The sequence below is a fragment of the Streptomyces sp. SolWspMP-5a-2 genome (assembly GCF_900091845.1).
In the GTDB taxonomy this organism is placed as follows: domain Bacteria; phylum Actinomycetota; class Actinomycetes; order Streptomycetales; family Streptomycetaceae; genus Streptomyces; species Streptomyces doudnae.
The window spans coordinates 1-14910 of the sequence record NZ_FMCI01000103.1; the positions used below are offsets into that span (position 1 = coordinate 1).

Annotated in this window: 12 protein-coding genes and 1 riboswitch; of the genes, 3 read left to right on the forward strand and 9 right to left on the reverse strand. The window is 74.0% G+C overall.

The annotated features are described in order from the left end of the window. Positions 1-159 precede the first annotated feature (159 nt). The 3 genes from GA0115242_RS09795 to GA0115242_RS09805 form a co-directional block, all read right to left on the reverse strand. The gene (locus GA0115242_RS09795) at positions 160-1611 is read right to left on the reverse strand and encodes a glycine hydroxymethyltransferase (RefSeq protein ID WP_093826666.1); all 1452 of its coding nucleotides are present in this window, start codon (positions 1609-1611) and stop codon (positions 160-162) included. Between the two features lie 44 nt (positions 1612-1655). Then, positions 1656-1745: riboswitch (ZMP/ZTP riboswitch) on the reverse strand. Between the two features lie 127 nt (positions 1746-1872). Beyond that, positions 1873-3057, reverse strand: coding sequence for a glutathionylspermidine synthase family protein (locus tag GA0115242_RS09800; RefSeq protein WP_093826668.1), 1185 nt, complete (start codon positions 3055-3057; stop codon positions 1873-1875). A 3-nt stretch (positions 3058-3060) separates the two neighbouring features. Then, positions 3061-3393 carry a hypothetical protein gene (locus GA0115242_RS09805; RefSeq protein WP_093826670.1) on the reverse strand — a complete coding sequence of 111 codons (333 nt, stop codon included), beginning with the start codon at positions 3391-3393 and terminating at the stop codon, positions 3061-3063. Positions 3394-3533: 140 nt separating this feature from the next. Between GA0115242_RS09805 and GA0115242_RS09810 the strand changes: the two genes are divergently transcribed. The 3 genes from GA0115242_RS09810 (at position 3534) to GA0115242_RS09820 (ending at position 6626) form a co-directional block, all read left to right on the forward strand. Next, positions 3534-4394, forward strand: coding sequence for a hypothetical protein (locus tag GA0115242_RS09810; protein WP_093826671.1), 861 nt, complete (start codon positions 3534-3536; stop codon positions 4392-4394). Between the two features lie 234 nt (positions 4395-4628). Further along, entirely contained in the window at positions 4629-5873 is a 1245-nt protein-coding gene (locus tag GA0115242_RS09815; RefSeq protein WP_093826672.1) for a VanZ family protein, read from the forward strand. A gap of 99 nt (positions 5874-5972) precedes the next feature. Beyond that, a complete protein-coding gene (locus GA0115242_RS09820; RefSeq protein WP_093826674.1) occupies positions 5973-6626 on the forward strand; it encodes a LysE family translocator in 654 nt (217 codons plus the stop codon). Positions 6627-6732: 106 nt separating this feature from the next. Here the strand turns inward: GA0115242_RS09820 and GA0115242_RS09825 are convergent, their stop codons facing one another. From GA0115242_RS09825 to GA0115242_RS09850, 6 genes are all read right to left on the reverse strand, one after another. Then, a complete protein-coding gene (locus tag GA0115242_RS09825) occupies positions 6733-7680 on the reverse strand; it encodes an ABC transporter substrate-binding protein (protein WP_093826676.1) in 948 nt (315 codons plus the stop codon). A gap of 1 nt (position 7681) precedes the next feature. After that, the gene (locus GA0115242_RS09830; RefSeq protein ID WP_093826678.1) at positions 7682-9631 is read right to left on the reverse strand and encodes an ABC transporter permease; all 1950 of its coding nucleotides are present in this window, start codon (positions 9629-9631) and stop codon (positions 7682-7684) included. Next, on the reverse strand, positions 9631-10734 hold the full coding sequence (locus tag GA0115242_RS09835; protein WP_093826680.1) for a quaternary amine ABC transporter ATP-binding protein: 1104 nt from the start codon (positions 10732-10734) through the stop codon (positions 9631-9633). The genes GA0115242_RS09830 and GA0115242_RS09835 overlap by 1 nt, the downstream gene beginning before the upstream one ends. Further along, on the reverse strand, positions 10734-12263 hold the full coding sequence (locus tag GA0115242_RS09840; protein WP_093826681.1) for a GMC family oxidoreductase: 1530 nt from the start codon (positions 12261-12263) through the stop codon (positions 10734-10736). The genes GA0115242_RS09835 and GA0115242_RS09840 overlap by 1 nt, the downstream gene beginning before the upstream one ends. A gap of 82 nt (positions 12264-12345) precedes the next feature. Next, the gene (locus GA0115242_RS09845; protein WP_093826682.1) at positions 12346-13875 is read right to left on the reverse strand and encodes an aldehyde dehydrogenase family protein; all 1530 of its coding nucleotides are present in this window, start codon (positions 13873-13875) and stop codon (positions 12346-12348) included. Between the two features lie 243 nt (positions 13876-14118). Then, positions 14119-14910 (reverse strand): hypothetical protein (locus GA0115242_RS09850; RefSeq protein ID WP_237548957.1); only part of this gene is annotated, 792 nt, incomplete at its 5' end.

Here is a 14910-nt window from a genome sequence, read left to right on the forward strand (position 1 = left end):
TTGTGGCCCGCGTTACCCGGGCTGGCCGTGGGGCTCGGGCTCGGCGTCGGCGGGAGTCTGCTGATGCGGCGCGCGGCGGGCGGGCCGGGGGCCGGGCAGCCGCGCCGCGCACCCCGTCAGGAGAGGCGCTCCCCTGACGGGTGACGGGACCGCGGGAGGTCAGCCGAGGTCGATCTCCGGGTAGAGCGGGAAGCCCGCGACGAGGTCGGTGGCGCGGTGCGAGATCTCGTCGGCGATCTTCGGGTCGAGGACGTGCTGCGCCTTGGAGGGCGCGCCCTTGGCGGTGGTGCCGGCCTCGGTGGCGGTGAGGACCCGGTCGATGAGCCCGGCGACCTCGTCCATCTCGGCGGCGCCCAGGCCCCGGGTGGTGAGGGCCGGGGTGCCGACCCGGATGCCGGACGTGTACCAGGCGCCGTTCGGGTCGGCGGGGATCGCGTTGCGGTTGGTGACGATGCCCGACTCCAGCAGGGCGGCCTCGGCCTGGCGGCCGGTGAGGCCGTAGGAGGAGGTGACGTCGATCAGGTTGAGGTGGTTGTCGGTGCCGCCGGTGACCAGGGTGGCGCCGCGCCGCATCAGGCCGTCCGCGAGGGCGCGGGCGTTGTCGACGATGCGCTGGGCGTAGTCCTGGAAGGCGGGCTGCCTGGCCTCGGCGAGCGCGACCGCCTTGGCGCCCATGACGTGCGCCAGCGGGCCGCCGAGGACCATCGGGCAGCCGCGGTCGACCTGGTCCTTGAGGGAGTCGTCGCACAGGACCATGCCGCCGCGCGGGCCGCGCAGCGACTTGTGGGTGGTCGTCGTCACGATCTGGGCGTGCGGGACCGGGTCGAAGTCGCCGGTGAGGACCTTGCCCGCGACGAGACCGGCGAAGTGCGCCATGTCGACCATGAGGGTCGCGCCGACCTCGTCGGCGATCTCCCGCATGATCCGGAAGTTCACCAGGCGGGGGTAGGCGGAGTACCCGGCCACGATGATCAGCGGCTTGAACTCGCGGGCGGAGGCGCGCAGGGCCTCGTAGTCGATGAGGCCGGTGGCCGGGTCGGTGCCGTAGGAGCGCTGGTCGAACATCTTGCCGGAGATGTTCGGGCGGAAGCCGTGGGTGAGGTGGCCGCCCGCGTCCAGGGACATGCCGAGCATGCGCTGGTTGCCGAAGGCCTGGCGCAGCTCGGCCCAGTCGGCGTCGGAGAGGTCGTTGACCTGGCGGACGCCGGTCTTCGCGAGGAACGGCGCCTCGACCCGGTCGCCGAGGACGGCCCAGAAGGCGACGAGGTTGGCGTCGATGCCGGAGTGCGGCTGGACGTAGGCGTGGCGGGCGCCGAACAGCTCGCGGGCGTGCTCGGCGGCGAGCGCCTCGACGGTGTCGACGTTGCGGCAGCCCGCGTAGAAGCGGCGGCCGATGGTGCCCTCGGCGTACTTGTCGCTGAGCCAGTTGCCCATCGCGAGGAGGGTGGCCGGGGAGGCGTAGTTCTCGGAGGCGATCAGCTTGAGCATCTCGCGCTGGTCGGCGACCTCCTGGCCGATGGCGTCGGCGACCCGCGGCTCGACGGCGCGGATCACGTCCAGGGCGGCGCGGAAGGCGGTGGACTGGGGAGAGAGGGGCTGCTGCTCGGACATCTGGTCGGCCTCCGGATGGCGTGGCTGAAGCGGTCACGGTGTCACGGTTCGGCCCAGGCGCACGGCACTCGCTGACGTACAGGCCGCTCCCCGATGGTCGGTCCCATCCCAGCGCGCCAGTCACGGCCCGCGGCCAGCGTACCCGGCGCCCCGCGGGCGGCGGGGCGTCGTCCACCATGCGAGCGGGCCGGTGACCGGGGCCCGGGGCGGCGGACCCGGGCCGCCGGTGCGGCCAGGGGCCGGGTCACGGCGGCGGGCGGGTCACCTGATGAGGTGGGGGACGAAGCGGGCGTACTCGTCGGTGACGGGTCCGGCGGACTCGCGGATGCCGAGTCCCGCGGGCTCGCCGTCGACGACCCAGGCGCCGAGGACCGCGCGGTTGCCGTCGAAGTCGGGCAGCGGGGCGAGCGCCTGGTAGCAGTGGCCGGGCGCGGGCGGCACGGGCGGGGCGCCCGCCGGGTGGAGGGTGACGCCCGCGCCCTCCCGGCCGAGGAGCGGCTTGGCGGCGTACCCGGTGGTGGCGGCCAGCTCGCGGGGTCCGTCGAGGTGGGCGGGCAGCAGGTTGGGGTGGCCGGGGGCCAGCTCCCAGAGGACGGCGAGCAGCGCCTTGTTGCTGAGGAGCATCTTCCAGGCGGGCTCGATCCACAGGGTGGTGCCGGTGCCGCCGCCGTTGTCGAGGGTGTCGAGGACGTGTCCGGCGAACCGGTCGGTGGTGAGCCACTCCCACGGGTAGAGCTTGAAGCAGCCGCGGATGAAGCGCAGCCGCTGGTCGACGAAGCGTCCGGAGAGCGGGTCCCAGCCGATCTCCTCCATGGAGATCCACTCGGTCTCCAGACCGGCCTGCTCGGCGGTCTCCTTGAGGTAGGCGACCGTCATGAGGTCCTCGCCCAGCTCGTCGTCCGAGGAGTGCGCGAAGTGCAGGGGGGCGCCGGGCGGCAGCAGCGGTGCCTGACGGCGCCAGGCGGCGACCAGGCGGTCGTGGAGGGAGTTCCACTGGTCGGCGCCGGGGAATCGTTCCTCCATCCAGAACCACTGCGGGGACGCGGCCTCGACGAGCGCGGTGGGGGTGTCGGCGTTGTACTCCAGCAGCTTGGCGGGCCCCGACCCGTCGTAGCGCAGGTCGAACCGACCGTACAGGGACGGCAGTTCATCCCGCCGCCGCCACGACTCGGTGACCGCGTCGGCGACCCGCGGGTCGGTGATCCCGAGGTCGGCGAGGCGCCCGGCGGTGACGAGGTGGTCGGCGGCGGCGAGGCAGAGGGCGTGCAGCTCCTCGACGGTCTCCTCCAGCGTCTCCACCTCGGCGAGGGTGAAGGAGTAGTAGGCGCTCTCGTCCCAGTAGGGGCGCAGCGAGCCGTCGGGATAACGGGTCACCGGGTAGACGAGCCCCTGCTCCTCCACCGTGCGCTGCCAGCCGGGGCGCGGGGTGAGGGTGTGGCGCTGCACCGCTCAGCCGCCCTTCGCGCCCTTGCCGCCGCCGAAGCCGCCCCGGTCGACACCGCCCGCTCCGCCGCTGCCCGAGCCCTTGCGGGGCGCGCTGAACGACCCGCTCTCCACCCAGCCGCCCTTCTTCTTCCCGCCGTAGTACCACGTGCCGGAGGAACCACCGGCCTTGCAGTTCTTGTCGGAGACGACCCGGTAGCCCTGGCCGAGGCGGTAGCTGTCGCGGTCGACGCACCGCTTGTCGGGGTCCGAGGAGCAGGCGGTGAGGGCGGCGGCGAGCAGCCCCATCCCGCCCAGGACGACCGTGCCCGACCGTAGTTGCCTGCGTGCGTCCGCCATGCCGTGTCTCCCCGTGGTGTGCCGTGTCCGGAATGCATCTGGCTCGAACCCAGCGTATTGCCGCGGACCGGCGCGGCAACCGTCCCGGCCCCAACTCCCCCGGCCCCGGGTCCCCTAGAGTCGGTTTTGTGCTCCTCGGAATGTTGTGCGCGCTGGGCGCGGCGGTCTGTTTCGGTACGGCGACGGTGTTGCAGGCGGTGGCCGCGCGGGCGGCGTCGGGCGGGGACGGTGCGGGCGCCGGGCCCGGCGGCCAGACGGCGCTGCTGCTGCGGGCGGTCCGGCAGTGGCGCTACCTGGCCGGACTCGCCCTGGACGGCCTCGGGTTCGTCTTCCAGATCGCCGCGCTGCGGTCGCTGCCCCTCTACGCGGTCGGCGCGGCGCTGGCGTCCAGCCTGGCGGTGACGGCGGTGGTCGCGGCGCGGCTGCTGCGGACGCGGCTGAGCGGCACGGAGTGGGGCGCGGTCGGGGTGGTGTGCGCGGGCCTCGCGATGCTGGGCCTGGCGTCGGGCGCGGAGGGCGACGAGCGGGCGCCGGGCGCGCTCGGGTACACGATGCTCGCGGTCGCGGCGGCGATCCTGCTGCTGGGCCTCGGCGCGGGGCGCTGGACGGGCCCCGGCCGGTCCGCGGCGCTCGGCCTCGGCGCGGGGTTCGGGTTCGGGGTGGTGGAGGTGTCGGTCCGGCTGATCGACTCGGTGACGCCCGCCGCGCTGTTCACGAACCCGGCGACGTACGCGCTGCTGGTGGGCGGGGGCGCGGCGTTCCTGCTGCTGACGTCGGCGCTCCAGCGGGGCTCGGTGACGGCGGCGACGGCGGGCATGGTGATCGGCGAGACGATCGGCCCGGCGGCGGTGGGCGTGGTCTGGCTGGGCGACCGCACCCGGGAGGGCCTGGTGTGGCTGGCGGTCCTGGGGTTCTGCGTGGCGGTGGCGGGCGCGCTGGCCCTGGCCCGCTTCGGCGAGGCACCGCCCGAGAATCCCGGACAGCCCGATCCCACGGGCTGACGAGGGATCGGCGGGCGGGACACACGGGGCGGACGCCGGACCGACGGCACCCCGGACCCCGTCCAGGCCGCGCCGGAGGGACGGCGACCCACCCGGGGCGCGCCGGAGGGACGGCGAGGTGTCCGCCCCCGAGGCGTCGCCAATCGTGCGTATTCCGTGGGGATTTGCCCCGGACATGGGTGTTCCTCACTCAGCTATACACACCGTGTATGCACCATGTGTATAGTCGGGCGGGTGGTTGCTCCGTACCTTCTGCCGGCGAAGACCGCCGCGGCGCTCTTCCCGCTCCTCGCCGTGCTGTTGTTCCTCCCGACCGCGGTGGTCCTGTACCGCCGCCACGGCGTGATGTCGCGCGGGCGCGTGCTGTCGCTGCTCGGGTTCCTGTACTACGCGGTGACGGCCCTGTGCATGACCGTCGTGCCGCTGCCGGAGCGCACGGCGGACATGTGCCGCAGATTCGCCCCGGTCGCCAGGCCGCAGTTGACGCCGGGCAACACCGTCGGGGACGTCTGGAAGGAGGCGCACCACAAGGTCGCGTTCGACGCGCTCGTGCTCGGCAACCCGGCGGTCACCGGCGCGCTGCTGAACCTGGTCCTGCTGCTGCCGCTGGGCGTCTTCGTCCGCTGCCACCTGCGGCGCGGTGCCGCCGTCGCGGCGGTGGCGGGGTTCGGCGCCTCGCTGTTCTTCGAACTCACCCAGGGCACCGGGCTCTGGGGCGTCTACCCGTGCCCCTACCGCCTGTTCGACGTGGACGACCTCCTGATCAACACGGCGGGGGCGCTGCTCGGCTGGTGGGCGGCAGGCCCCTTCGTCCGGCTGCTGCCCGCGCCGGACGGCACCCCGCAGCACCGGCGGCCCGTCACCGTCGGACGGCGCCTCGTCGCGCTCGTGGTCGACCTGGCGGGGTCCGCCGCCGTGACCGCCGTCGCGCTGCTGGTCCTGATGCACGACGGGCACGGCGGCTCCGAGCTGCTGACGCCGGTGACGCTCGCGACCCTGGTCCTCTGGTTCGTCGCGCTGCCCCGCCTGTACGGGGCGACGCCCGGCAAGCGGCTCCTGCTGCTGCGGCTGGTGACCGCGCACGGCGGCGGACCGCCCCCGCTGTGGCGGCTCGCGGTGCGGGCGGCACTGCTGGGCGTGGTGACGCTGCCGCTGGTCGCGACGCTGGTCGCGGCGGCGCTGATCCTGCTGGAGCGCCCGGGCCTGCCGCTCGGCCGGGCGGCGGGGATGGACCCGCACAACCTCTACTGGCTGCTGGCCGGACACCTCCCGCAGTTCCTGATGCTCCTGCTGGTCACCGGCTGGATCGGCGCGTACCTGCTGCTGGCCCGGCACGGCGCGTCCGCGCTCTGGCCGCACGAGCGGGCGTCGGGCCTGCGCGTCGAGCCCCTGCGCCGCCCGGCCACACCCCGGAACGGCGGCGGACGGGAACGGGTCCGGGAGCCGGAGCGGGAGTACGCCGCCTCCGGGCACCGGTGAGCCGAGGCGGCGGGGCGACGCCACCGAAGCGGCCGGGGCTGCCCGATTCCGGGCAGGATCGTGGACGTCCGGCCCACGCCGTCTCTAAGGTGAACGCACATGATCACCCTTGAGTCATTGGGGGCGTTCGCCCTCATCGTCGGACTTCTCACCCTCACCCCGGGGCTGGACACGGCCCTCATCCTGCGTACCGCCGCGCTCGGGCACCGGCGGCGGGCCTGGGGCGTCGTGTGCGGAATACAGTGCGGGACCCTCGCCTGGGGCGTGTTCGCCTCGCTCGGGGTGAGCGCGGTGCTGACCGCCTCGCACCTCGCGTACGAGATCCTGCGCTGGGCCGGTGCCGCCTACCTGGTGTGGATGGGCGGCCGGATGCTCTGGGCGACCCGGCGCCGCGCGGCCGGGGCTTCGGACGGGACGGGCTCCCCGGAGTCCCCGGACTCCCCGGTCGCGGGCGGGAGCCTCGCCGGGGGCTGGCGCCAGGGGTTCGTGACGAACCTGCTCAACCCGAAGATGGGCGCCTTCTACGTCGCCGTGCTCCCGCAGTTCATCCCGGCGGGCGCCTCCCACCTCGCCTACGGCGTGCTCCTCGCCGGGGTGCACGTGCTGCTCGCCGTCGTCTGGTCCTGCGCCCTGATCGGCTTCGCCCGGGTGCTCAGGGACCAGTTGCGGCGGGAGTCGGCCCGCCGGTTGCTCGACCGCGTCACCGGCACCGTCATCGCCGCGTTCGGCGTCCGCCTCGCCCTCGGCGACTGAGGACGCGCGGGGCGGCGCACCGAACCGGGCGGTGCCCGTCCCCGTCGCGGTGGCGCGAGGAGACCCGTCAGGCCGGCGACCCAGCGGCCCTGTCAGTGACGGGAGTTCAGGACAGCCACGCCTTCCAGGTGGAGGTGTGGCCGTCCACCCACTTCTTCGCCGCCTGCTCCGGCGTCAGCTTCCGGTCGGCGATCAGCAGGGAGACCTCGTTCTGGTCGTCGGTCGTCCACGCGAACTTCTTCAGGAAGGCCGCCGCCTTGCCGCCGTGCTCCGCGAAGTCCGCGTTGAGGTACTTCTTCAGCGGGGTGTGCGGGTAGGCGCAGGCGACCTCGGCCGGGTCCGCGTCGCAGCCCTCCTCGTACGCGGGCAGCTTCACCTCGGTCATCGGGACCTGCTCGAAGAGCCACTGCGGCGCGTACCAGTACGTCAGGAAGGGCTTGCGCTCCTTGGCGAACTGTTTCATCTGGGTGATCTGCGCGGCCTCGGAACCGGCGAACACCACCTGGTAGTCCAGCTTCAGGTTCTTCACCAGCGCCTTGTCGTTGGTGACGTAGGACGGCGAACCGTCCATCAACTGGCCCTTGCCGCCGCTCTCCGGGGTGCGGAACAGCGAGGCGTACTTGTTGAGGTTCTTCCAGTCGGTGATGTCGGGGTGCTGCTTCACCAGGTACGTCGGCACGAACCAGCCGATGTGCCCGGTGACGCCGAGACCGCCGCCGTCGCTGATCGTCTTCTTGTCCTCGACGTACCGCTTCTGCTGCTCGGGGTGGCCCCAGTCCTCCAGGATCGCGTCCACGCGGCCCTGGCTGAGGGCGTCCCAGGCGGGCACCTCGTCGACCTGCACGGTGTCGACCCGGTAGCCGAGTTCGTGCTCCAGCAGGTACTGGGCGACGGCCACGTTGGCCTGCGCGCCGACCCACGACTGGACCGAGAGCGTCACCGACCTGGCGCCGCCCGCGTTGGCGAAGGGCGACGCCTGCTCGGTCATGTCGGCCGCGCCGCAGCCGGTGAGCAGGAGCAGCGCGCCGAACGCCGCGAGACCGCGGATCCTCATGTCACGCCCCCTTCTCGGAACGGCGCCCGGTGGGCTGGGTCACCCGGTCGAGCATCAGGCCCAGGCAGACGATCGCGGCGCCCGCGACCAGCCCGGTGGCCAGGTCGCCCTGGGCCAGGCCGAAGACGACGTCGTAGCCGAGCGCGCCGCCGCCGACCAGGCCGCCGATGATGACGACGGCGAGGACCAGGACCACGCCCTGGTTGACGGCGAGCAGCAACGAGCGCCGCGCCAGCGGCAGTTGGACCTGGCGCAGTTGCTGCCAGGGGGTCGCGCCGAGGGACCGGGCGGACTCCAGGGCGGCCGGGTCGACCTGGCGCAGGCCCTGCGCGGTGATCCGGACGACGGCCGGGAGCGCGTAGACGACGGCCGCGGCGACGGCGGGGGCGCGGCCCACGCCGAACAGGGCGACCACCGGGATCAGGTACACGAACTGCGGCATCGTCTGGAAGACGTCGAGGACCGGGCGCAGCGCGCGCTCCACCCGGTCGCTGCGGGCCGCCGCGACGCCGGTCGCCACGCCCAGCACGAGGGTGACGGCGACGGCCGCGAGGACCTGGGAGAGGGTGTCGAGGGACGGCTTCCACAGGCCCAGCACGCCGATCGCGGCGAGCGCGAGGACGGCGGTGAGGGCGGTGCGCCAGGTGCCGATCACCCAGGCCAGGGCGGCGACCACCAGCAGCAGCGACCACCAGGGCAGCCATTGCAGGCCGCCGCGCACCGGGTCGAGGACCCAGGTGGTGAAGTGCCCGGCCCAGTCGGCGGTGCCGCCGATCACGGGCACGCCCGAGTAGAGGTGCGCGGTCATCCAGTCGACGGCGCGGTTGACGGGCGCGGCGATGTTCACGCTCCAGCCGCCGGGCCAGTCGAGGACGCCCGCGAGGCGTCCGGCGACGGCGACGACGGCGACCGCGCCGAGGGCGGACGCCCAGGCGGTGCGGGCGTCGCGGGCCGGTTCCCCGCCGGTGCGCTCACCGGCCGCGCCGGTCACCCGGTCGAGGACGACGGCGAGCAGCACGATCGGGATGCCCGCGGCGAGGGCGGCGCCGACGTCGACGGAGGCGAGCGCCTGGTAGACGCGGTCGCCGAGGCCGCCGCCGCCGATCACGGAGGCGATGACGGCCATCGAGAGGGCCATCATGATGGCCTGGTTGAGGCCGAGCAGGAGTTCCTTGCGGGCCAGCGGGATGCGGGCGGTCAGCAGCCGCTGGGCCGGGGTCGAGCCGAGCGACTCGACGGCCTCCAGGACCTCCTTGTCGGCGCCGCGCAGACCGAGCGAGGTGAGCCGGGCCATCGGCGGGGCCGCGTAGACGACGGTGGCGAGGACGGCGGCGGGCACCCCGATGCCGAAGACCAGCACGACGGGCAGCAGGTACGCGAAGGCGGGCAGCACCTGCATGGTGTCGAGGACCGGGCGCAGGGCGCGGTCGAGGCGGTCGGAGAGTCCGCCGGCCAGGCCGAGCAGCAGGCCCGTGGCGACCGACGCGAGGACGGCGACGGTCATCAGGGCGAGGGTCTGCATGGTCGGCACCCACATGCCCAGCAGGCCGCAGGCGAGGAACGCGGCGGCGGACCCGGCGGCGAGCCTGACCCCGGCCACCCGCCAGGCGACGAGCGCGCCGAGGGCGGCGACCCCGGCCCAGCCGAGGCCGAGCAGCGCGAGGTAGACGGCGCGCACGGAGATCACGACGGCGTTGCTGACGTGGCCGAAGAAGTAGAGGAACAGCGGGTGGCTGTCGCGGTTGTCGATGATCCAGTCGCTGACCCGGGTGAGCGGCGCGGTCAGGTCGACGGTCAGCGCCGCGGGCCAGCTCCCGCTGGCCCAGCGGGCGTTGGCGAGCGGCACCAGGACGGCGGCGGCGAGCGCGAGCAGCAGGAGTTTGCGGGCGGCGCGGGTCCTGAGCACGCCGGGGACGGCGAGGCGGGGCGCGGAGGTGGTGAGGGTCGCCATCAGACGGCCTCCCCGGCCGGACTCCCGGCCCCGCCGGTCTGCGCCCCGGCGACCACGTCGAGCAGCCGGGCGTGGTCGACGACGCCGAGGCAGCGGCCGTCCTCGACGACGCAGGCGGCCCGGCCGGTGCGGGAGACGGTCCTGATCGCGTCGGCGACGACCGCGTCGGGCGGGAGGGCGTCCGGGTGGTCGGGGGCGCCGCAGCCGCCGGGGCGCATCGCGGTGCGCACGGTGACGACCTGCTCGCGCGGCACGTCGCGGACGAACTCGCGGACGTACCCGTCGGCGGGGCGGGAGACGATCTCCTCGGGGGTGCCGAGCTGGACGACCCGGCCGTCGCGCATCAGGGCGATCCGGTCGCCGAGCCTGAGGGCCTCGGTGAGGTCGTGGGTGATGAAGACCATCGTCCGGCCCTCCTCGCGGTGCAGCCGGACGACCTCCTCCTGCATGTCGCGCCGGATCAGCGGGTCGAGGGCGCTGAAGGGCTCGTCGAAGAGGAGCACCTGCGGGTCGACGGCGAGGGCGCGGGCGAGGCCGACGCGCTGCTGCTGGCCGCCGGAGAGCTGGCTGGGACGGCGCTGCTCCATGCCGTCGAGGCCGACCTTGGCGACGATCTCCTTGGCCCGCGCCCGGCGCTCCGCCTTGCCCATGCCCTGGATCTCCAGGCCGTAGGCGACGTTGTCGAGGACCGTGCGGTGCGGGAGCAGGCCGAAGTGCTGGAAGACCATGGCGGCCCGGTGGCGGCGCAGTTCGCGCAGGCGGGCGGTGTCCATGGCGCGGACGTCCTCGCCGTCGATGGCGATGGTGCCCGCGGTCGGCTCGATGAGCCGGGTCAGGCAGCGCACCAGGGTGGACTTGCCCGATCCGGACAGGCCCATGACGACGAAGACCTCGCCCCTGCGCACGTCGAAGGAGACGTCGCGGACGGCGGCCGTGCAGCCGGTGCGGGCGCGCAGTTCGGCCGGGCCCAGGTCGGCGAGGGCGGGGTCGGCGGGGACCTGGTCGGCGTCGGGTCCGAAGACCTTCCACAGGCCCTGGACGGAGAAGACGGGGCTCGCGTCCGTGGTGGCGGTCGTGGTGGCGGGCTCGGTGGACGTGCTCATCACGCACCGCCCCCGATCAGGTCGACGGCGCGTTCCCCGACCATCAGCACCCCGATCATCGGGTTGACGGCGGGCATGGTCGGGAAGACGGACGCGTCGGCGATCCGCAGCCCTTCGAGGCCCCGGACGCGCAGCTCCGGGTCGACCACGGCGAGCCGGTCGTCGGCGGCGCCCATCCGGCAGGTGCCCGCCGGGTGGTAGACGGTGTGCGCGGCCTTGCGGGCGTACGCGCTCAGTTCGGCGTCGCCGAGGATCTCGGGCCCGGGGCAGACCTCGCGCTTGAGCCAGCTCGCGAGCGGCTCGGTCCTGGCTATCTCGCGGGCGATGCGGATGCCGTCGACGAGGGTGCGGCCGTCGTGGTCGTCCTCGTCGGTGAAGTACCGGAAGTCGAGGGCGGGCTTGACGGACGGGTCGGCGCTGGTGAGGTAGAGGCGGCCGCGGCTGCGGGGCTTGGGGATGTTCGGGGTCATGGAGACGCCGAACTCGGGCCGCTGGTAGCCGAGGCGCTCGGGGTTGTCGGTGAACGGGATCTGGTAGAAGTGGAACATCAGGTCGGGGCCCTGGTGTTCGGGGTCGCGGCGCACGAAGAGGCCCGCGTCGGAGTCCATCGCGGAGTTCTCCGGCAGGGGTCCGTGCGTCTCCCAGACGATCACCGACTCGGGGTGGTCGAGCAGGTTCTCGCCGACGCCGGGCAGGTCGTGGACGACCGGGATGCCGAGCGCGTCGAGATCGGCCCTGGGGCCGATGCCGGAGTGCAGCAGCAGCCGGGGCGAGTCGACGGCGCCCGCGCACACGACGACCTCCCGGCGGGCCCTGATCAGCCGCTCCTCGCCGTCCGCGGTGCGCACGTGGACGCCCTCGGCGCGGGTGCCGTCGAGTTCGAGGCGGTAGGCCCAGGTCTCCAGCAGGATCGTCAGGTTGCTGCGCTCGTCCATCACCGGGTGGAGGTAGGCGACCGACGCGGAGGAGCGCTTGTTGTCCTCGGGGTGGTAGGCGAGGTCGAAGAAGCCGACACCCTCGGTGAACGGCTTGCGGTTGAAGCCCTCGACAAGCGGGACGCCGAGCGCGCCGTGCGCGGAGTCGACGAAGTCGCGGGCGATGGCGTTGCGGTCCTTCTCGTCGACCGGGACGATGTTGTTCTTCAGCCGCGGGAAGTACGCCTCCATGGAGACCGAGCCCCAGCCCCTGGCGCCCGCCGCCTCCCACTCGTCCCAGTCGGAGGGCAGCGGCTTGAAGGCGATCAGGGTGTTGTGGGAGGAGCAGCCGCCCAGCACCCGGGCCCGGCTGTGCCGGATGTGGGAGTTGCCGCGCGGCTGCTCGGTGGTCGGGTAGTCGTAGTCGAGTTCCCCGCCGAGCAGGCCCATCCAGCGGCGCAGGGTGAGGACGTCCTCGCGGCCGACGTCGCTGGGGCCGCCCTCGATGACGGCGACCGTGACGTCCGGGTTCTCGGTGAGGCGGGAGGCGATGACGGAGCCCGCCGTGCCGCCGCCGATGACGACGTAGTCGTAGACCAGGTTGTTCTCGGGCATGGAGAGGCGCTCCAGGTGCGGGAGGTACGGGGGAACCGGGACCGGCCCGGGGCGGGCGGCGGCCGGGCGGGGAGGGCCGGGGTCAGCCGGCGAACCAGCGGACCGGCCTGGGGGCCAGGTTCTGGTAGATGTGCTTGGTCTCGCGGTACTCGGCGAGTCCGGCGGGGCCCAGTTCGCGGCCGGTACCGCTCTTGCCGAAGCCGCCCCACTCCGCCTGCGGCAGGTAGGGGTGGAAGTCGTTGATCCACACGGTGCCGTGGCGCAGCCGTCCGGCGACCCGGCGGGCGCGGCCCGCGTCGGTGGTCCAGACGGCGCCCGCCAGCCCGTACTCGGTGTCGTTGGCGAGGGCGACGGCCTCGTCCTCGGTGCGGAAGGTCTCGACGGTGAGGACGGGTCCGAAGACCTCCTCGCGCACCACCCGCATCTCGCGGTGGCACTGGTCGAGGACGGTCGGCTCGTAGAAGTAGCCGCCCTCCGGGCGCTCGGGGGCGGGTTCGGGGCGGCGGCCGCCGGTGCGCAGGACGGCGCCCTCGGCGAGCGCGGACTCGACGTACGCCTCCACCTTCGCGCGCTGCTGCTCGGAGACGAGGGGGCCGCACTCGACGCCGTCGGCGGTGCCGCGCCCCAGGCGTATCGCGGCGGCGCGGCGGGCGAGTTCGGCGACGAAGCGCTCGCGCAGCGGCTCCTCGACGATGAGCCGGGCCCCGGCCGAGCAGACCTGCCCCGAGTGGATGAAGGCCGCGTTGAGCGCCTGGTCGACGGCGGTGTCGAAGCCCTCGTCGGTGGCGCAGGCGTCGGCGAAGACGACGTTGGGGTTCTTGCCGCCGAGTTCGAGGGCGACCTTCTTGACGGTGGGCGCGGCGGCCTGCGCGACCTTGGTGCCGCTGACCAGGCCACCGGTGAAGGAGACCAGGTCGACGTCGGGGTGTTCGGCGAGCCGGGCGCCGACGGTGTGCCCGGCGCCGGTGACCAGACCGGCGACACCGGTCGGCAGTCCGGCCTCGACGAGCAGGTCGATGAGGGCGACGGTGGTCAGCGGGGTGATCTCGCTGGGCTTGACGACGAAGGTGTTACCCGCGGCGAGCGCCGGGGCGATCTTCCAACTGGATTGCAGGAGCGGGTAGTTCCAGGGGGTGATCAGCGCGCAGACACCGACCGGCTCGTGCACGACGACGCTGTGCACGTCGGGGGTGCCCGCGTCGACGACCCGGCCGGGGGCCTCGGCGGCGATCAGCCGGGCGAAGTAGCGGAAGGCGTCGGCGACGCAGTCGATGTCGACGCGGCCCTCCTCGACGGTCTTGCCCGCGTCCCGGCTCTCCAGCCTGCCGAGCCGCTCCCGGTCGCGCACCAGCAGGTCGGCGACGCGGTGGAGCAGGGCGGCGCGCTCGACGGCGGGGGTGCGCGGCCACTCTCCGTGGTCGAAGGCGTGCCGGGCGGCCTCGACCGCCTGGTCGGTGTCCTTCGCGTCGCCCTCGGCGACGACGGCGAAGGGCAGTCCGTCCGCCGGGTCGAGGATCTCGCGCGTGGCTCCGGAGAGGGCGTCGCGCCACTCCCCCGCCACATGGATGGTCGCCTGGGCGTCCAACGCGTGGGTTTCCGCTCTGTCGGCCATGGTGGGTGCTGCCTTCCGTTCCTGTTCCGTGCCCCTGAGTCACACCGGCGTCACCCCTCGGGACCGTCTCCGCCTGCCCCCGCCCTCCCGTTGCATGCGCAATTCACGCCGGAAAGTGTGCGGCGTCACTGAAATTGCGGACAGGCATGGGCAAAAACGGTCGGCGATGGTCAGCGGGCGGCGAGGACATGGGGAGCGGGAGTCGGGTGGCGGCAGCAGGGGCGGGCGGGTCGCGGCGGCCGGTCAGTCCGCCGCCGTCACGCTCGCGCAGCCGGTGCCCGGCGGGCAGAACCACTCCAACGCGGCGGTGAGGTAACGGAGTTCATCGGCGCGGCCGTCGGCGTCGGGTCCGTAGGAGGCGATCGCGTAGACCCTGCCGTCGGGCGCGGTGAACCGCTCGTCCAGGACCCGCCAGGTGCCCACGTCCGGTTCGTCCCTGATCCGGGAGGCCAGGTATTCGAGCCGGGAGCCGGTGACCCCGCCGTCGTCGACCGTTCGCAGGGAGACCTCGCGGAAACCGGCGGGCCGGGGCGTGTCGTCCGACAGGAACAACTGGAACGAGGCCGCGGGCGACTCCTCAGCGACCTGGAAGATCTGCAGCCGCTGGGTGCGGTCGGGGCTGCGGTAGCTGACCACGGCCATGCCGTACTGCGAGGGCACCGACGAGCGCGTCCACTCCTCGGGGACGGCGATCCTGAACCCCTCCTGGTCGTCGCGCAGGGTGAACCCGGCGGGCGGCCCGCTCCCGGCCGGGGACGGCGACGGGACAGCGGGCGAGCCCTGCGGGGGCCGGGCGGCCGACCCCGGGGACGACGGGGAGAGCGGGGCCGAGGCGGTCGGCGCGGGCGCCCCGCCCTCGTCGCCGCTGCCCCCGTCACCGCCCACCAGCGTCAGCACCAGGCTGACGGCGACCCCGGCCACGGCCGCCCCGATCACGACGGACCACACCAGCCGGCGGTCGACACCGGCGCCGGGGGCGGCCGGAGGCGCGTCCGGCGCCACGGGCGGCAGCCAGCCGCCGCTGTCGTCGTGCCA

Bases quoted from the DNA above. Each gene is read 5' to 3' on its own strand.
- GA0115242_RS09840 (WP_093826681.1), bottom strand. From the start codon at position 12,263: ATGCCCGAGAACAACCTGGTCTACGACTACGTCGTCATCGGCGGCGGC.
- GA0115242_RS09835 (WP_093826680.1), bottom strand. From the start codon at position 10,734: ATGAGCACGTCCACCGAGCCCGCCACCACGACCGCCACCACGGACGCG.
- GA0115242_RS09830 (WP_093826678.1), bottom strand. From the start codon at position 9,631: ATGGCGACCCTCACCACCTCCGCGCCCCGCCTCGCCGTCCCCGGCGTG.
- GA0115242_RS09825 (WP_093826676.1), bottom strand. From the start codon at position 7,680: ATGAGGATCCGCGGTCTCGCGGCGTTCGGCGCGCTGCTCCTGCTCACC.
- GA0115242_RS09805 (WP_093826670.1), bottom strand. From the start codon at position 3,393: ATGGCGGACGCACGCAGGCAACTACGGTCGGGCACGGTCGTCCTGGGC.
- GA0115242_RS09820 (WP_093826674.1), top strand. From the start codon at position 5,973: ATGATCACCCTTGAGTCATTGGGGGCGTTCGCCCTCATCGTCGGACTT.
- GA0115242_RS09810 (WP_093826671.1), top strand. From the start codon at position 3,534: ATGTTGTGCGCGCTGGGCGCGGCGGTCTGTTTCGGTACGGCGACGGTG.
- GA0115242_RS09845 (WP_093826682.1), bottom strand. From the start codon at position 13,875: ATGGCCGACAGAGCGGAAACCCACGCGTTGGACGCCCAGGCGACCATC.
- GA0115242_RS09795 (WP_093826666.1), bottom strand. From the start codon at position 1,611: ATGTCCGAGCAGCAGCCCCTCTCTCCCCAGTCCACCGCCTTCCGCGCC.